The sequence below is a fragment of the Hydrogenophaga flava NBRC 102514 genome, assembly GCF_001571145.1.
In the GTDB taxonomy this organism is placed as follows: Bacteria; Pseudomonadota; Gammaproteobacteria; order Burkholderiales; family Burkholderiaceae_C; genus Hydrogenophaga; species Hydrogenophaga flava.
Map to the genome: position 1 here is coordinate 1 of NZ_BCTF01000004.1, position 18,168 is coordinate 18,168.

General features: G+C 67.6%; 15 protein-coding genes. 11 read left to right on the forward strand and 4 right to left on the reverse strand.

Annotation, left to right across the window (positions count from 1 at the left end):
- The 11 genes from HFL01S_RS04865 to HFL01S_RS04915 form a co-directional block, all read left to right on the forward strand.
- The coding region (locus HFL01S_RS04865; RefSeq protein WP_066255507.1) for a polysaccharide deacetylase family protein at positions 1 to 749 on the forward strand (749 nt) is incomplete at its 5' end.
- A gap of 16 nt (positions 750 to 765) precedes the next feature.
- Positions 766 to 2,541 (forward strand): 2-oxo-4-hydroxy-4-carboxy-5-ureidoimidazoline decarboxylase, encoded by a 1,776-nt coding sequence (gene uraD / locus HFL01S_RS04870; protein ID WP_066255511.1) that lies wholly within the window; start codon positions 766 to 768, stop codon positions 2,539 to 2,541.
- An 8-nt stretch (positions 2,542 to 2,549) separates the two neighbouring features.
- Entirely contained in the window at positions 2,550 to 3,803 is a 1,254-nt protein-coding gene (locus tag HFL01S_RS04875; protein WP_066255513.1) for a M20 family metallopeptidase, read from the forward strand.
- Between the two features lie 67 nt (positions 3,804 to 3,870).
- On the forward strand, positions 3,871 to 6,171 hold the full coding sequence (locus HFL01S_RS04880; protein WP_066255516.1) for an NADP-dependent malic enzyme: 2,301 nt from the start codon (positions 3,871 to 3,873) through the stop codon (positions 6,169 to 6,171).
- A gap of 169 nt (positions 6,172 to 6,340) precedes the next feature.
- Positions 6,341 to 7,828 (forward strand): nucleobase:cation symporter-2 family protein, encoded by a 1,488-nt coding sequence (locus HFL01S_RS04885; RefSeq protein ID WP_066255518.1) that lies wholly within the window; start codon positions 6,341 to 6,343, stop codon positions 7,826 to 7,828.
- A 254-nt stretch (positions 7,829 to 8,082) separates the two neighbouring features.
- Positions 8,083 to 9,114 carry an ABC transporter substrate-binding protein gene (locus tag HFL01S_RS04890; protein WP_066255520.1) on the forward strand — a complete coding sequence of 344 codons (1,032 nt, stop codon included), beginning with the start codon at positions 8,083 to 8,085 and terminating at the stop codon, positions 9,112 to 9,114.
- On the forward strand, positions 9,114 to 9,950 hold the full coding sequence (locus HFL01S_RS04895) for an ABC transporter ATP-binding protein (protein WP_066255523.1): 837 nt from the start codon (positions 9,114 to 9,116) through the stop codon (positions 9,948 to 9,950). Before HFL01S_RS04890 ends, HFL01S_RS04895 begins: the two co-directional genes overlap by 1 nt.
- A gap of 10 nt (positions 9,951 to 9,960) precedes the next feature.
- A complete protein-coding gene (locus HFL01S_RS04900) occupies positions 9,961 to 10,725 on the forward strand; it encodes an ABC transporter permease (protein WP_066255526.1) in 765 nt (254 codons plus the stop codon).
- Positions 10,725 to 11,201 (forward strand): nucleoside deaminase, encoded by a 477-nt coding sequence (locus HFL01S_RS04905; protein ID WP_066255530.1) that lies wholly within the window; start codon positions 10,725 to 10,727, stop codon positions 11,199 to 11,201. Before HFL01S_RS04900 ends, HFL01S_RS04905 begins: the two co-directional genes overlap by 1 nt.
- A gap of 24 nt (positions 11,202 to 11,225) precedes the next feature.
- On the forward strand, positions 11,226 to 12,056 hold the full coding sequence (locus HFL01S_RS04910; protein WP_066255534.1) for an urease accessory protein UreD: 831 nt from the start codon (positions 11,226 to 11,228) through the stop codon (positions 12,054 to 12,056).
- Between the two features lie 113 nt (positions 12,057 to 12,169).
- Complete coding sequence (locus tag HFL01S_RS04915) at positions 12,170 to 13,861, forward strand: response regulator (protein ID WP_066255537.1); 1,692 nt, start codon at positions 12,170 to 12,172, stop codon at positions 13,859 to 13,861.
- A gap of 24 nt (positions 13,862 to 13,885) precedes the next feature.
- On the opposite strand, the gene urtE is transcribed toward HFL01S_RS04915, so the two are convergent.
- From urtE to urtB, 4 genes are read right to left on the reverse strand one after another with little or no spacing between them, the layout of a single operon-like run.
- Entirely contained in the window at positions 13,886 to 14,584 is a 699-nt protein-coding gene (gene urtE, locus HFL01S_RS04920; protein ID WP_066255538.1) for an urea ABC transporter ATP-binding subunit UrtE, read from the reverse strand.
- Between the two features lie 10 nt (positions 14,585 to 14,594).
- A complete protein-coding gene (gene urtD, locus HFL01S_RS04925) occupies positions 14,595 to 15,470 on the reverse strand; it encodes an urea ABC transporter ATP-binding protein UrtD (protein WP_066255541.1) in 876 nt (291 codons plus the stop codon).
- Positions 15,467 to 16,579 (reverse strand): urea ABC transporter permease subunit UrtC, encoded by a 1,113-nt coding sequence (gene urtC / locus HFL01S_RS04930; RefSeq protein WP_066255544.1) that lies wholly within the window; start codon positions 16,577 to 16,579, stop codon positions 15,467 to 15,469. The genes urtD and urtC overlap by 4 nt, the downstream gene beginning before the upstream one ends.
- The gene (urtB, locus tag HFL01S_RS04935; RefSeq protein WP_066255547.1) at positions 16,576 to 18,165 is read right to left on the reverse strand and encodes an urea ABC transporter permease subunit UrtB; all 1,590 of its coding nucleotides are present in this window, start codon (positions 18,163 to 18,165) and stop codon (positions 16,576 to 16,578) included. The genes urtC and urtB overlap by 4 nt, the downstream gene beginning before the upstream one ends.
- Between the last annotated feature and the right edge of the window lie 3 nt (positions 18,166 to 18,168).

The following is an 18,168-nucleotide window of genomic DNA, read 5'->3' on the forward strand; positions in this document are numbered from 1 at the left end:
CCCGCCACATCAGCATGGAAGGCATCTACGAATACGGCTCGCGCGCGGGCGTCTGGCGCATCCTGCGCGAGTTCGAGAAACGCAAGCTGCCGCTGACGGTGTTCGGCGTGTCCACCGCCCTGCAGAAGCACCCAGAGCTGACCGCGGCCTTCAAGGAACTGGGCTACGACATCGCCTGTCACGGCCTCAAGTGGATCCACTACCAGCACATCGACGAAGCCACCGAGCGCGCCCACATGGCCGAGGCCATGCAGATCCTCCAGGACCTGACCGGTGAACGTCCCCTGGGCTGGTACACCGGCCGCGACAGCCCGAACACGCGCCGCCTGGTGGCCGACTTTGGCGGCTTCGAATACGACAGCGACTACTACGGCGAGGACCTGCCGTTCTGGATGAAGGTGCGCAAGACCGACGGCAGCGATGCGCACCAGCTCATCGTGCCCTACACGCTGGACTGCAACGACATGCGCTTCGCGCTGCCGCAGGGCTACTCGCACGCCGACCCGTTCTTCCAGTACATGAAGGACACCTTCGACGCGCTCTATGCCGAAGGCGACCCCGACGGCCTGGACCGCCCCAAGATGATGAGCATCGGCATGCACTGCCGCCTGCTCGGCCGCCCCGGCCGCATCACCGCGCTGCAGCGCTTCCTGGACCACATCCAGTCGCACGACAAGGTCTGGGTGGCGCGCCGCCTGGACATCGCGCGGCACTGGAAGGCCACCCACCCGCTGCACGCCGCGGGCTGATCCACGAGAGCCCACCATGCCCCTGACCCTGGACCAACTCAACGCCGCGTCCCTGCCCGAGGCGCTGCAGATGCTCGACGGCCTGTACGAGCACTCGCCCTGGATCGCCGAGCGCGCGCTGGCACAACGGCCCTTCGCCTCGCTGGCGCAGCTCAAGCACGCGATGACGCGCGTCCTGGACGAGGCCGGCGTGGAGCCGCAGCTGGCCCTGATCCGCGCCCACCCGGAACTCGCCGGCAAGGCCATGGTGAGCAAGACGCTGACCGCGGAGTCGACCAACGAGCAGACAAAGGCAGGCCTGACGAACTGCACGCCCGAAGAGTTCGCGCACATCCAGCAGCTCAACGCCGCCTACAACGCACGCTTCGGTTTCCCCTTCATCCTGGCGGTGCGCGGCCCGCGCGGCACGGGCCTGACCAAGGCGGAAATCATCGATGCCTTCGAGCGCCGCGTGCACGGCCACCCGGACTTCGAGCGCGCGGAATGCCTGCGCAACATCCACCGCATCGCCGAGATTCGGCTGAACGACAAGTTCGGCTTCGAGCCGGTCGATGGCCAGCGGGTGTGGGACTGGCAGGAAACACTGGCGCAGCACAGCGACCCGGGCTATGCCGAGAAGGGCCAGCTCACCGTCACCTACCTCACCGACGCGCACCGCGCCTGCGCCCAGCGCATCAGCCACTGGATGAAGGACTGCGGCTTCGACGAGATCGAGATCGACGCCGTGGGCAACGTGGTCGGCCGCTACCACCCGGCCACGCCCGGCGCGAAATACCTCATCACGGGATCGCATTACGACACCGTGCGCAACGGCGGCAAATACGACGGCCGCCTGGGCATCTTCGTGCCCATGGCCTGCGTGCAGAAGCTGCACGCGGCCGGGAAGCGCCTGCCCTTCGGTATCGAGGTGGTGGGCTTTGCCGAAGAGGAAGGCCAGCGCTACAAGGCCACCTTCCTCGGCTCGGGTGCGCTCACCGGCCATTTCGACAACGCCTGGCTAGACCAGAAGGACGCCGACGGCATCACCATGCGCGAGGCCATGCAGCACGCCGGCCTGTGCATCGACGACATCCCGAAGCTGCAGCGCGATCCGGCGCAGTACCTGGGTTTCATCGAGGTGCACATCGAGCAGGGCCCGGTGCTCAACGAGCTGAACCTGCCGCTGGGCATCGTCACCAGCATCAACGGCAGCGTGCGCTATGTGGGCGAGGTCATCGGCATGGCCAGCCACGCCGGAACCACGCCCATGGACCGGCGCCGCGACGCCGCCGCCGCCGTGGCCGAACTGATCCTCTACGCCGAACAGCGCGCCGCGCGGGACGGCGATTCGGTGGCCACCGTGGGCATGCTGCAGGTGCCCAACGGCTCCATCAACGTGGTGCCTGGTTCGTGCAAGTTCAGTCTGGACATGCGCGCGCCCACCAATGCCCAGCGCGACGCGGTGGCGCAAGACGTGCTGGCCAAGCTGAATGAGATTTGCGAGCGCCGCGGCCTGCGCCACACGCTGGAAGAAACCATGCGCGCCGCCGCCGCGCCGAGTGCCCCCGAATGGCAGGCGCGCTGGGAAGCCGCCGCCACCGCACTGGGCGTGCCGCTGCACCGCATGCCCAGCGGCGCGGGTCACGACGCCATGAAGCTGCACGAGGTGATGCCGCAAGCCATGCTGTTCGTGCGCGGCGAGAACAGTGGCATCAGCCACAACCCGCTCGAATCCAGCACTGCCGACGACATGGACCTGGCCGTCAAGGCCTTCGACCACGTGCTGCACCAACTGACCACCGAATCCCACTGAAAGCCGCCATGACCACCGCACAACAGCAACTCGACGCCTGGATCGACGCCCACTTCGATGAGGAAGTGCAGTTCCTGCAGGAACTCATCCGCGTACCCACCGACACGCCACCCGGCAACAACGCGCCGCACGCCGAGCGCACCGCCGAGCTGCTGGCCGGCATGGGCCTGACGGCCGAGAAACACGCCGTGCCGGACGCCGAGGTCAAGGCCGCCGGACTGGAGACCATCACCAACCTGATCGTGCGCCGCCGCTTCGGCGACGGTGGCCAGACCATCGCGCTCAACGCCCACGGCGACGTGGTGCCGCCCGGCGAGGGCTGGACGCACGACCCCTACGGCGGCGAGATTGCCGACGGCAAGATCTACGGTCGCGCCGCCGCGGTGAGCAAGTGCGACATCGCCAACTTCACCTTCGCCATCCGTGCGCTGGAGTCGCTCGGCGCACCCCTCAAGGGCGGCGTCGAGCTGCACGTGACCTACGACGAGGAGTACGGCGGCGAAGTCGGTCCCGCCTGGCTGCTGGACAAGGGCCTGACCAAGCCCGACCTGATGATCGCCGCCGGCTTCAGCTACCAGGTGGTGGTGGCGCACAACGGCTGCCTGCAGCTGGAGGTCACCGTGCACGGCGACATGGCGCACGCCGCCATCCCGGACAGCGGCACCGACGCGCTGCAAGGCGCGGTGCACATCCTGAATGCGCTGTATGCGCTGAATGCCGACTACCTGAAGGTGCGTTCGGGCGTCGAAGGCATCACCCACCCCTACCTCAACGTGGGCCTGATCCAGGGCGGCACCAACACCAACGTGATCCCCGGCAAGGTGGTGATCAAGCTCGACCGCCGCATGATCCCCGAGGAGGACCCGGCCGAGGTCGAGGCCGCCCTGCGCCGCACCATCGCCGAAGCCGCGGCCCGCTACCAGCCGCCGCGCGGCGGGCGCGCCATCAGCGTGGACGTCAAGCGCATCCTGCTGGCGCGCGCGCTCAAGCCCCTGCCCGGCAACAAGCCCCTGGTCGAGGCGCTGCAGAAGCACGGCAGCGAGCTGTTCGGCGAGCCCATCCCCGCCGTCGGCACGCCGCTCTACACCGACGTGCGCATCTACGGCGAACACGGCATTCCGGGCGTGATCTACGGCGCCGGCCCGCGCACGGTGCGCGAGTCCAACGCCAAGCGCGCCGACGAAAACCTGGTGCTGGAAGACCTGCGCCGCGCGACCAAGGTGGTGGCCAGAACCCTTCTGGACCTGTTGAAGTCCGCATAAACACGTACCCCACCCCGTGACACAATGGCCGCCCGCCCCGCCGGGCGGTTCGCACATTGGAGACCTCATGACCCCCGCCGAACAAGCCCTGCGCGACGCCGCGCTCGAATACCACCGCTCGCCCAACAAGGGCAAGATTTCGGTCAATCCGACCAAGCCCCTGTCCAACCAGCGCGACCTGTCGCTGGCCTATTCGCCGGGCGTGGCCTTTCCCTGTCTGGCCATCGAGGCCGACCCGGCCCTGGCGTCGGAATACACCTCGCGCGGCAACCTCGTCGGCGTGATCACCAACGGCACCGCGGTGCTGGGCCTGGGCGACATCGGCCCGCTGGCGTCCAAGCCGGTGATGGAGGGCAAGGGCTGCCTGTTCAAGAAGTTCGCTGGCATCGACGTGTTCGACATCGAACTGGCCGAGCGCGACCCGGACAAGCTGGTGGACATCATCGCGGCGCTGGAACCCACGCTGGGCGGCGTGAACCTGGAAGACATCAAGGCGCCCGAGTGCTTCTACATCGAGCGCAAGCTGCGCGACCGCATGAAGATCCCGGTCTTCCACGACGACCAGCACGGCACGGCCATCATCTCCAGCGCGGCGCTGATCAACGGCCTGGAACTGGTCAAGAAGGATATCGGCGCGGTCAAGGTCGCCGTCAGCGGCGCGGGCGCGGCGGCCATCGCCTGCCTGGACCTGATGGTCAACCTGGGCGTGAACATCGAGAACATCCTGGTGTGCGACTCCAAGGGCGTGATCCAGACCGAGCGCGACGACGCCAAGGCCGGCAAGCTCGACGAGTCCAAGCGGCGCTACTGCCGCACCTCGTCGGCGCGCACCCTGGCCGATGCCATGAACGGCGCCGACGTGTTCCTGGGCTGCTCGGCGGCCGGCGTGGTGGACGCCGACATGGTCAAGAGCATGGCGCGCCAGCCCATCATCCTGGCGCTGGCCAACCCCGAGCCCGAGATCCGCCCCGAAATCGCCAAGGCCGCGCGGCCGGACTGCATCATCGCCACCGGCCGGTCGGACTACCCGAACCAGGTCAACAACGTGCTGTGCTTCCCGTACATCTTCCGCGGCGCGCTCGATTGCGGCGCCACCAAGATCACGGAAGAGATGAAGATGGCCTGCGTGCACCAGATCGCCGACCTGACCAAGGCCGAGACCAGCGACGAGGTCGCTGCCGCCTACGCCGGACAGGAACTGGTGTTCGGCCCCGACTACCTCATCCCCAAGGCCTTCGACACACGCCTGATCCTCAAGATCGCGCCGGCCGTGGCCCAGGCCGCTGCCGACTCCGGCGTCGCGACCCGCCCGATCACCGACATGGACGCCTACCGCCAGTCGCTCTCGCGCTTCGTGACGCAGACTGGCATCCTGATGCGCCCGATCTTCAACGCCGCCAAGGCCCTGCCCGCGAACAAGAAGCGCGTGGCCTACGCCGACGGCGAGGACGAGCGCGCGCTGCGCGCCGCGCAGATGGCGATCGACGATGGCCTGGCCACGCCGATCCTGATCGGCCGTCCGGCCGTGATCGAGGCGCGCATCCAGAAGGCGGGCCTGCGCATCCGCCTGGGCGTGGACGTGGAGAACGTCAACCCCGAAGGCGACCCGCGCTTCCGCCAGTACTGGGAGCACTACCACGGCCTGATGAAGCGCAACGGCGCGACGCCCGAGGTGGCCAAGGCGGCGGTTCGCCGCTCCAACACCATCATCGGTTCGCTGATGCTCTCGCTGGGCGACGCCGATGCGCTGATCTGCGGCCTGGTCGGCACCTATGCCACGCACCTGGAGCGCATCGACGCCATCCTGGGCAAGGCGCCGGGCGTGAACAACTACGCCGCGGTCAACGCGCTGATGACCGCCAGTGGCCCGCTGTTCATCGCCGACACCTACGTGAACGAGGACCCGACGGCCGAGCAGCTGGCCGAGATCGCCTGGATGGCGGCGCAGCAGGTGCAGCGCTTCGGCCTGCCGCCCAAGGTGGCCTTCCTGTCGCATTCGAGTTTCGGCTCCAGCAAGCGCGCCTCTGCGAAAAAGATGCGCGCGGCGCGCGACCTGTTCGTGGCCCAGCACCCCGGCATCGAATGCGACGGCGAACTGCACGGCGACGCCGCGCTGCAGCCCGAGATCCGCCAGGCCTATCTGGGCGATTCGACGCTCAGCGGCTCGGCCAACCTGCTGGTCTGCCCCAACGTGGACGCCGCCAACATCCTCTACAACGTGCTCAAGACCACCGCCAGCGGCGGCGTGACCGTGGGCCCGGTGCTGACCGGCGTGGCCCGCCCCGCCTACATCCTGACACCCGCGGCCACGGTGCGCCGGGTGCTCAACATGACGGCCCTGGCCGCAGCGGCCAGCCCGCGCGGCTGAGGCGGCCACCCGCCCGACCTCAAGAAGGGACGCTGCGGCGTCCTTTTTTTGCGCCCGCAGCCCGGACGCCGCCGGTCGGCAGGCGCCGCCCACGAGGGTTTCCCCGATGCCATCGCCAGATTCGGGTACACATAATGTGTATACAGTTTTGCATGCAAAAGGAGATGCCATGTCAACAACGGTGCACCCCGTGGACGAACAACTGCCCGGCAGCAAGCTGACCGCGCTGGGCCTGCAACATGTGCTGGTGATGTACGCGGGCGCGGTCGCGGTTCCGCTGATCGTCGGCCGGGCCCTCAAGCTCAGCCCGCAGGAAGTGGCCATGCTGATCTCGGCCGACCTGTTCTGCTGCGGCATCGCCACGCTGATCCAGGCGCTGGGCGTCACGCAGTGGTTCGGCATCAAGCTGCCGGTGATGATGGGCGTGACCTTCGCAGCCGTCGGCCCCATGGTGGCCATCGCCAACACCACGCCCGGCACCGACGGTGCGCGCATGCTGTTCGGCGCCATCATCGGCGCGGGGGTCATCTCCATCCTGATCGCGCCGATGGTCAGCCGCCTGCTGCGCTTCTTTCCGCCGGTGGTCACCGGCACCATCATCGCCGTCATTGGCATCAACCTGATGCGCGTGGGCATCAACTGGATCTTCGGCAACCCGGTGGGCCCCACCGCGCCGTCGGTGGTGCCGATGGAGCACAGCGAGTGGCTGAGCACGCTGCGCAGCGCCGCCGCCGCCGGCACACCCGGCTACCCGGCCGTGCCCCAGGGCCTGACGCTGGCCCCCACCGAGCCCAACCCGCGCTACGCCGCGCTGCCGGGCATCGCGGTGTCGGCCGTGGTGCTGGCCACCATCCTGCTGGTGGCCCGGTTTGCCAAAGGCTTCCTCGCCAACATCTCGGTGCTGATCGGCATCGTGGTCGGCGGCGTCATGGCGACCATGATGGGCATGATGCATTTCGACAAGGTCGGCCAGGCCAAGTGGGTGGACGTGGTGCTGCCCTTCCACTTCGGCATCCCCATCTTCGACCCGGTGATGGTGCTGACCATGACGCTGGTGATGATCGTGGTGATGATCGAATCCACCGGTATGTTCCTGGCGCTGGGCGAGATGACGGACCGCAAGATCGACCAGCCGGCGCTGGCCCGCGGCCTGCGCACCGACGGTCTGGGCACCCTCATCGGCGGCATCTTCAACACCTTTCCCTACACCAGCTTCTCGCAGAACGTGGGCCTGGTCGCGGTCACCGGCGTCAAGAGCCGCTTCGTCTGCGTGGCCGCCGGCGTCATCCTGCTGGTGCTGGGCCTGCTGCCCAAGATGGCGGCGCTGGTGGAGTCGCTGCCCACCGTCGTGCTGGGCGGCGCCGGCCTGGTGATGTTCGGCATGGTGGCGGCCACCGGCATCCGCATCCTGGGCGGCGTGGACTTCAAGACCCAGCGCAACAACGCCCTGATCGTGGCGATTTCCATCGGCGTCGGCATGATCCCGCTGATCGCGCCCAAGTACTCGCAGTGGATGCCGCACGCGATCCACCCGCTGATCGAGTCGGGCATCCTGCTGGCGTCGATCAGCGCCGTGCTGCTGAACCTGTTCTTCAATGGCGGCAAGGCCGATGAAGCCGCCGCCATCCACGCGGCGAAGCAGGCGGAAGCCCACTGAACCAGGCCCCCACGCTCCGGCGCTGGATTCATGACCTCAGGCTCCGCAGGGGCCCCACACGGGGCCCCTTTTTTGTGCGCGGCGCACCAACACAGGGTTAGTCAGGATGACGCCTCTGGCGGCAGCCCCAAAAATCTGTATACACCTTCTGTGTTCAATGCGCAGGCCGTGCCCGCGCCTGGCATCGAAATTGCTGACCTGCTTTCAGCCCCTTCCGCATCCCTGAGCGCCCCACACCGACGGAGACCTTCGCCATGAACAAACGCCACCTCATCAAGCTCACCGCCGCCCTGGCCGCCGCAGCCGCCTTCGGCAGCGCCTCCGCCCAGACCGCCATCAAGTTCCAGCTCGACTGGCGCTTCGAAGGCCCCGCCGCACTGTTCCTGCAGTCGGAAGCCAAGGGCTACTACAAGGCCGCCGGCCTGAACGTCACCATCGACGCCGGCAACGGTTCTGGCGGTACCGTCACCCGCGTGGCCTCGGGCACCTACGACATGGGCTTTGCCGACATGGCCGCGCTGATGGAGTTCCACGCCAACAACCCGGACGCGCCCAACAAGCCGGTGGCCGTGATGATGGTCTACAACAACACGCCCGCGGCCGTGCTGGCGCTCAAGAAAAGCGGCATCACCAAGCCGGCCGACCTGAACGGCAAGAAGCTCGGCGCCCCGGTGTTCGACGCCGGCCGCAAGGCCTTCCCGATCTTCCAGAAGGCCAACGGCATCGGTAATGTGGCCTGGACCTCGATGGACCCGCCGCTGCGCGAGACCATGCTGGTGCGCGGCGACATCGACGCCATCACCGGCTTCTCGTTCACCTCGCTGCTCAACCTGGAAGCGCGCGGCGTCAAGGCCGAGGACGTGGTCATCCTGCCCTACGCCGACCATGGCGTGAAGCTGTACGGCAACGTGGTGATCGCCAGCCCCAAGCTGATCAAGGAGAACCCGGCCGCGGTCAAGGCCTTCCTCGGCGCATTCGCCAAGGGCGCCAAGGAAGTGATGGCCAACCCGGCCGCCACCATCGAGACCGTCAAGGCGCGCGACGGCATCATCAACGTGGCCCTGGAAACCCGCCGCCTGCAGCTGGCGGTGGACTCGGTGATCGCCAGCCCCGATGCGCGCAAGGAAGGCTTCGGCCAGATCGTGCCGGGCCGCATGGCGCTGATGGCCTCGCAGGTGTCCGACGCTTACGGCACCAAGAACCGCGTCGACGTGGCGCAGGTGTGGAACGGCTCCATGCTGCCGTCCGCCGCCGAGCTCAACGTGCTGCCCCCGGCCAAGAAGTGATGGCCGGCGCGCCCTCTGCGGCCGACCCGGCCTTCGTCGACTTCGACGGGGTCTGGCTGGCCTACAACGACGACCTGCTGGCGAAGAACGTCTTCGCCGTCGAGGACATCAACCTGAAGGTGCGGCAGGGCGAGTTCATCGCCATCGTCGGGCCTTCGGGCTGCGGCAAGTCCACCTTCATGAAGCTCACCACCGGGCTGAAGATGCCCAGCATGGGCAAGATCACCATCGACGGCCAGCCGGTGACCGGGCCGCTGAAGATCTCGGGAATGGCCTTCCAGGCGCCCAGCCTGCTGCCGTGGCGCACCACGCTGGACAACGTGCTGCTGCCGCTGGAGATCGTCGAGCCGTACCGCAGCCAGTTCAAGGACCGGCGCAAGGAGTTCGAGGAACGCGCCAAGAAGCTGCTGGCCAGCGTGGGCCTGGGCGGCATGGAGAAGAAGTTTCCCTGGGAACTCTCGGGCGGCATGCAGCAGCGCGCCAGCATCTGCCGCGCGCTGATCCACGAACCCAAGATGCTGCTGCTGGACGAGCCCTTCGGCGCGCTCGACGCCTTCACCCGCGAAGAGCTCTGGTGCACGCTGCGCGACCTGTGGGAAGCGCAGAAATTCAACGTCATCCTGGTAACGCACGACCTGCGCGAGAGCGTCTTCCTGGCCGACACGGTGTACTGCATGAGCAAGAGCCCGGGCCGCTTCGTGGTGCAGCGCGAGATCCCGATCCCGCGCACGCGCGACCTTGAAGTGACCTACACGCCCGAGTTCACCGACATCGTGCACGAGCTGCGCGGCCACATTGGAGCCATGCGAAAAGCAGGCGCCACGATCAACCAGTGAAAGCCATCGCATGAACAAGAAACAGATGGAGCGCTGGTCCCCGCTGCTGCTGCTGATCGCGATCATCGTGATCTGGGAAGTGATCTGCAGCGGCTTCCAGGTCTCGGAATTCATCTTCCCCAGCCCCTCGCGCATCTGGGAACAGACGCTGGAGCACAAGACCACCATCCTCGGCCACGCCTGGCGCACCTTCTGGGTCACGATGGCGGGCTTCGGCATTGCCATCGTGGTGGGCGTTCTGCTGGGCTTTCTGATCGGCAGCTCGCGCCTGGCCTACGCCGCGGTCTACCCGCTCATGACGGCCTTCAACGCCCTGCCCAAGGCGGCCTTCGTGCCCATCTTGGTGGTGTGGTTCGGCATCGGGGCCGGCCCGGCCATCCTCACCGCCTTCCTCATCAGCTTCTTTCCCATCATGGTCAACATCGCCACCGGCCTGGCCACACTGGAGCCCGAGCTGGAGGACGTGCTGCGCGTGCTGGGTGCCCGCCGCTGGGACGTGCTGATGAAGGTGGGCCTGCCGCGTTCCATGCCCTACTTCTACGGCTCGCTCAAGGTGGCTATCACGCTGGCCTTCGTGGGCACCACGGTGTCGGAGATGACCGCCGCCAACGAAGGCATCGGCTACCTGCTGATCTCGGCCGGCAGCTCGATGCAGATGGGTCTGGCGTTCTCCGGCCTGCTGGTGGTCGGCATCATGGCCATGGTGATGTACGAGCTGTTCAGCTTCGTCGAGAAGCACACCACCGGCTGGGCCCACCGCGGATCGCAAGGCTGATGACCGACGACCAGATCGAGCGGCACCTGCGCCGCGCCAACGACGTGGCCCTGCGCGCGATGCAGATGGGCCGTCACCCCTTCGGTGCGCTGCTGGTGGCGCCCGACGGCGAGACGGTGCTGGCCGAGCAGGGCAACATCGACACCGTGCACCATGCCGAGGCCACGCTGGCGCGCACGGCCTCGCTCAACTACCCGGCGGGCTTTCTCTGGAACTGCTCCCTGGTCACCACCTTCGAGCCCTGCGCCATGTGCGCCGGCACCGTCTACTGGGCGAACATCGGCCGCATCGTCTACGGCGCCAGCGAAGAGGCCCTGCTGGCGCTCACCGGCAACCACGCCGAGAACCCCACGCTCGCCCTGCCCTGTCGGGAGCTGATCGCACGCGGGCAGAAAGCCATCGAGGTCGTCGGCCCCGTCCCGGCGCTGGAAGCCGAGATGGTGGCGCCGCACCGCGACTTCTGGTCGCGGCGCTGAAGCGCTGCCACCTACACTCGCCCGATGCCCTGGCACGCCCGTCTTTCCCTCGACTACCAGCGACACGGTGAACGCACCGTCCTGCAGCATTCGCACGACGGCCCGCTGCGCATATTCAAGAGCCTCTACCCCGAGGGCGACGCGGTCTGCCACAACGTCATCGTGCACCCGCCAGGCGGCCTGGTCGGCGGTGATGTCCTGGACATCGACGTGCAGGTGGGCGCTGGCGCCCACGCCCTGGTCAGCACCCCCGGCGCCACCCGCTTCTACGCCAGCGACGAGGCCTTCGCCACGCAGCAGGTGCGGCTGCAGCTGGACGCGGGCGCGCGGCTGGAGTGGCTGCCGCTGGAAACCATCGCCTACCCCGGCTGCCGCGCCGACAACCGCTGGAGCGCGAGCCTGGCCGAGGGCGCCGAGCTGATGGCCTGGGACGTCACCGCACTGGGCCTGCCCGGTGCAGCCCAGCCCTATGAGCAGGGCGAGTTCCGCCAGCGGCTGGAGATTCCGGGCTGCTGGCTGGAGCAGGCGCGCATCGCTGCGCACGACCGGCGCCTGCTGGATTCGCCCCTCGGTCTGGGTGGCCGCCGCTGCCTGGGCACGCTGGTGTTCGCCACCGGCAGCCCGCTGGCGCGCGAACGGCGCGAGCGCTTGCTGGAGGTGGTGCGCGAAGCCCTGCAGCCAGCCCCCGCCGAGGTGGTGGCCGGCGCCACCTGCCCCAACGACCGGGTGCTCGCGGTGCGCGCCGTGGCGCCGCTGGTCGAACCTCTGATGGCCTGCCTGCAGGGCGTCTGGGCGGCGCTGCGCCCGGCGGCCTGGGGATTGAGCGGCGTGGCACCCCGAATCTGGCGGGTCTGAAGGGAACTGCCGGGCTTTCCCTGATTTGTTTTTCGCTTTGCGGCGTCCGGGCAGGTCCACAATGGCTTGACATCAAGGAACCACCTCGTGGTTGACCGTCTCTGCCCGCTCTCATGGCCTTCGCACCCAACGCACTGCATGAATCACATGCCCTGGTCATCGAGGGCAACCCGCAGTCGCGCTCGATCCTGGTGTCACAGCTTCGGGAACTCGGTCTGGGCAAGGTGTCCCAATGCTCTCGCCTGTCCGACGCGCGCCGCAAGCTGGAAGCCACGCAGTACGACGTCATCATCTGCGAGCAGAATTTCGACAAGGAACCCGGATCGGGTCAGGATCTGCTGGACGACCTGCGCCGCAACCAGCTGCTGCCGTTCCACACCGTGTTCGTCATGGTCACGGCCGAGGCGTCCTACGCTAAGGTGGCCGAGGCCGCCGAGTCGGCCCTGGATGCGTACCTGCTGAAACCCCACACCGGGGCCAGGCTGGCGGAACGCATCCTGCAGGCCCGCCAGAGAAAGCGGGAGCTGCAGGCCATCTTCTTGGCCATCGATGAACAGGACTTCAACCGGGCGGCCTCGTTGTGTCTGGAGCGCTTCGAGTCCCGTGCCTCCTATTGGCTGTATGCGGCCCGGATCGGTGCGGAGCTGCTCCTGCGCACCGGGCGCATCGCCGAAGCGCAACAGCTGTACGAGGCCGTGATCCAGGCCAAGGCCCTGCCCTGGGCCAAGCTCGGCGTGGCAAGGACCCAGCTGAGCAGCGGACACGCGTCCAAGGCGGCCACCACGCTGGAGAGCCTGCTGCAGGAAGACCCGGGCTATGCCGACGCGTACGACGTGATGGGCCGCACCCAGTTCGAGCTGGGTAATTTTGAGAACGCCCAGGCAACCTTCCGCATGGCCACGCAGCTCACCCCCGGCTCCATCAGCCGGCTGCTCAAGCACGGGATGCTGGCCTACTACGCCGGCGACCGCGAGGAAGGCATCGCGCTGCTCGACCGAGCGACGCGGCTGGGCATCGACTCCAAGATGTACGACCCGCAGGCTCTGGTCCTGCTGGCCTTTGCCCGCCTGGATGCGGGCGACCGCAAGGGCATGGCCCAGGTCGTCGACCAGCTGCAGCGCCTGCGGGAACGGTCCTTCGAGCCCGAGCGGCCCTACCGTCTGCTGGAGTTCGTCAAGACCATCGAGGCGCTGCTGCACCAGCAGAACAACCGTGTCATCGATGACATCCGGCACCTGGTGAAGCAGGGTGCCACGCCCGAGTTCGACTTCGAGATGGCCACCAACCTGCTGGGCCTGATGGGTCGGGCGTCGACCCGGGGGTTGCCGCTGTCCGTGGCAGAGGCCAGGACCGCGGTCGAGCAACTGGACATGCGTTTCTGCACCAGCCGCGCCATGTCGGAGTTGCTGGCCGCCGCGGCAACCGGGCAGGAAGACTACGCCCGTATCGCACACGAGTGCCACACCCGGGTGCTGAAAATCACCGAACAGGCCATGACGCTCAGCATCAAGGGCGATCCGCGCGGCACCGTGATGCGGCTGCTGCAGGAAGGTGAGTCGACCCTCAACGCCAAGCTGATCGAATCCGCCCACCAGGTGCTGCTGCGCCACTCGGCCCGCATCCCGGACTTTGAGGAACTCAATCAGCGGGTGGATGCCATGCGCACCCTCTACCGGACCAGCACCAGCATCACACGCATGGGTGACAACACGGCAGCGGGCACCGCCCCCGGGGCCATGGCACTGCCCACGGGCTACAAGCCCCCCAAGCGGGAAGGCCTGCTCGACCACATGCGCAACGACTGACGGCCCAAGCCGTCGTCGCACCCGTCAGATCGCCACCAGCTGGCGGATGTTCTTCGCCTGCATCTCAGACCCCGGCCCGCTGGCGATCACCTCGCCACGCTCCATCACCACGTACTGGTCGGCCAGCTCTTCGGCGAAGTCGTAGTACTGCTCCACCAGCACGATGGCCATGTTGCCGCGGTCGGCCAGCATGCGGATGACCTTGCCGATGTCCTTGATGATGTTGGGCTGGATGCCCTCGGTGGGCTCGTCCAGGATCAGCAGCTTGGGCCCCGCGGCCAGCGCCCGGGCAATCGCGAGCTGCTGTTGCTGACCACCCGAGAGGTCGCCGCCGCGCCGCCCCAGCATCTGCTTGAGCACCGGGAACAGCTCGAACAACTCGGCCGGAATGGGTGTGCCACCGGGCTTGTAGGCCAGGCCCATCTGCAGGTTCTCCTGCACCGTCAGGCGGGCGAAGATCTCGCGCCCCTGCGGCACGAAGCCGATGCCGGCACGCGCCCGCTCGTAGGGCGTGGCCTTGTCGATGGCCTTGCCGTCGAAGCCGATGCTGCCGCTCTTGATGGGCACCAGGCCCATGAGGGACTTGAGCAGCGTGGTCTTGCCCACGCCGTTGCGGCCCAGCACCACCGTCACCTGGCCAAGTTCGGCCGTGAGGCTGACGTTGCGCAGGATGTGGCTGCCGCCGTAGAACTGGTTGACGTCCTTGACTTCCAGGAGGCTCATCGTGTTTCCTTCATCGGCCCAGGTACACCTCGATCACGCGCTCGTCGGCCTGCACCTCGTCGAGCGTGCCTTCGGCCAGCACCGAGCCGTCGCACAGCACCGTGACTTTCTCCGAGATCGCGCGGATGAAGCTCATGTCGTGCTCCACCACCATCAGCGAGTGTTTGCCCTTGAGCGAGAGGAACAGCTCGGCCGTGCGCGCGGTCTCTTCGTCGGTCATGCCGGCCACCGGTTCGTCCAGCAGCAGCAGCTTGGGGTCCTGCATCAGCAACATCCCGATCTCCAGCCACTGCTTCTGGCCGTGGCTCAGCAGCCCGGCCTGTCGGCGCGCGCTGTCGGCCAGGTGGATCGTGCTCAGCACCTCGGCCAGACGGTCCTTCTCTTCACCGGTGAGCGAGAACACCATGCTGTGGCCCACGCGCTTGTCGGTGGCCAGCGCCAGCTCCAGGTTTTCAAAGACAGAGAGTTGCTCGAACACCGTGGGCTTCTGGAACTTGCGGCCGATGCCCAGCGCGGCGATCTCGGGCTCGCGGTAGCGCAGCAGGTCGATGGTGCTGCCGAAGAACACCGTGCCGCTGTCGGGGCGCGTCTTGCCGGTGATGATGTCCATCATCGTGGTCTTGCCGGCGCCGTTGGGACCGATGATGCAGCGCAGCTCGCCGGGCGCGATGTCCAGGTGCAGGCCGTTGATGGCCTTGAAGCCGTCGAAGCTCACGTGCACGTCTTCGAGGTAGAGGATGCGGCCGTGCGTGGTGTCGACCTCGCCCGCGCGGGCGATGCGGCCGTAGCCGGCCGCACGGCCACCGGACTCCGTCTGCCCATGCGCAGCAACGCTCTTGAGCTTCTCGTAGCGCTGCGCGCCGGCTTCCATCAGGTCGGGGGTCATGCCCGGCCTCCCTTCTTGAGCTTCTTCACCAGCCCCACCACGCCCTGCGGCATCCACAGCGTCACCGCGATGAACAGCACGCCCAGGAAGTAGAGCCAGAACTCGGGGAAGGCCACGGTCAGCCAGCTCTTGGCGCCGTTGACCAGGAAAGCGCCGACGATGGGGCCGACCAGGGTGGCGCGGCCACCGACCGCCGTCCACACCGCAATCTCGATGCTGGCCGCGGTGCTCATCTCGCCCGGGTTGATGATGCCCACCTGCGGCACGTACAGCGCGCCGGCGATGCCGCACATCACGGCCGAAATCGTCCAGATGGTGAGCTTGTAGGGCAGCGGGTTGTAGCCGCAGAACATGACGCGGCTCTCCGCGTCGCGGATGGCCTGCAGCACGCGGCCGAACTTGCTGGCGACCAGCCAGCGCGCGAACACGTAGAAGCCCAGCAGCGTCAGGCCGGTGATGACGAACAGCGTCATGCGCATCTCCTGCGTCGCCAGTGGCATGCCGAGGATGCGCTTGAAGTCGGTGAAGCCGTTGTTGCCGCCCATGCCGGTCTCGTTGCGGAAGAACAGCAGCAGCGCGGCGAAGGTCAGTGCCTGCGTGATGATGGAGAAGTACACGCCCTTGATGCGCGAGCGGAAGGCGAAGTAGCCGAACACGAAGGCCACCAGGCCCGGCACCAGCACGATCAGCAGCAGCGTGGCGATGAAGCTGTCGCTCAGTGCCCAGTGCCAGGGCAGTTCCTTCCAGTCCAGGAAGACCATGAAGTCGGGCAGGTCGCTGCCGTAGTTGCCGTCGCGACCGATCTGGCGCATCAGGTACATGCCCATCACGTAGCCGCCGAGCGCGAAGAACAGGCCGTGGCCCAGCGACAGGATGCCGGTGTAGCCCCAGATCAGGTCCATGGCCAGCGCGCAGATGGCGTAGCACATGATCTTGCCCAGCAGGCCGACCATGTAGTCCGACAGGTGGAACACGCTGTCCGCCGGCACCAGCAGGTTGAGCGCGGGCGCCAGGGCGCAGACCACCAGCAGCGCGACCATCACGCCGCTGAAGGCCCCGCGCGTGAGCAGCGGACCGGGCGAGGGAAGAGAAATGGCGGCGGTGTTCATGCCTCGCGACCCTTGAATGCAAAGATGCCCTGCGGACGTTTCTGAATGAAGACGATGATGAAGACCAGCACCGCGATCTTGGCCAGCACGGCGCCGGCCCAGCCTTCGAGGAACTTGTTCAGCAGGCCCAGGCCCAGCGCGGCGTAGACCGTGCCGGCCAACTGCCCCACGCCGCCCAGCACCACCACCATGAAGCTGTCGACGATGTAGCTCTGGCCGAGGTCGGGGCCGACGTTGCCGATCTGGCTCAGCGCGCAACCGGCGAGACCGGCGATGCCCGAACCCAGCGCGAAGGCGTAGGTGTCGATGCGCGCGGTGTTCACGCCCATGCAGCTGGCGATCGGCCGGTTCTGCGTCACGCCGCGCACGAACAGGCCCAGGCGCGTCTTCGAGATCAGCAGGGTCACGCCGATCAGCACCGCGGCCGCGAAGGCGATGATGAGGATGCGGTTCCAGGGCAGCGTGAGGTTGCCCAGCAGCGTGACGCTGCCGCTCATCCAGCTGGGGTTCTCCACGCCCACGTTCTGCGCGCCGAACAGGCTGCGAACACCCTGCATCAGCACCAGAGAAATGCCCCAGGTGGCCAGCAGCGTTTCCAGCGGCCGGCCGTAGAGCCAGCGGATCACGCTGCGCTCCATCGCAGCGCCAACCAGGGCCGAAGCGATGAAGGCCACCGGCATGGCGGCCAGCAGGTACCAGTCAAAGAAGTCGGGCAGCGTGCTCTTGAAGAAAGCCTGCACCAGCCAGGTGGCGTAGGCGCCGATCATGATCAGCTCGCCGTGCGCCATGTTGATCACGCCCATCAGCCCGTAGGTGATGGCCAGGCCCAGCGCGGCCAGCAGCAGGATGCTGCCCAGGCTGATGCCGGTGAAGGCCTGCGAGAGGCCGCTGCTGATCGCCAGCGAGCGGTCCAGTGCCGACATTGCGGTGCCCAGCGCGGTCTTGACCGTGGCGCTCTCTTCGGCCTCCAGCCGGGCGGCCAGCAGGGGCTTGAGCGCCGGGTCGCCCATACCACCCAGTGCCTGCGCGGCGGCCAGGCGCTGCGCCTCGTCGTCGCTGGCCAGCTGCATGGCGGCGCGCGCCAGCTCCAGGCTGGTGCGCGCCTTCGCATCGAGCGCGGTGTTGGCCAGCGCCTTGTCCACCAGGGGCAGTTGCGCGGCATCGGGCTCGTCGAACGCGGCTTTCTGCAGCATGGCGGCAGCGGCCTGCTGGGCCTGCACGTCGCTGCCGAACAGGTCGCGCACCGACAGCGCGGCTTCGAGTGCGCCGCGCAGCCGGTTGTTGACCATGGAATCTTCGGCCTCGTCGGCCAAGGTGACCGCGGCGCCGGTCACGGCGTCGGTCGCACTGCCGTCGTCGGCAATCAGCAGCACCTGCTCACCCTGCACCTTGACCGCGCCGTTGCCCAGCGCCTGCAGCAGCGCGAGCGTGCGCTCGTCGGGTTCGGCCGCCAGCCGGTTGATGGCGGCGATGCGGTCGTCGCTGTCACCCACGGCCAGCGCCAGGGCGTCGGCCGGGGTGAGGGCATGGGCACTGGCTGCGCCGATCAGGCACAACAACGCAAGAAAGGAACGCAGCCAGCGCATCAG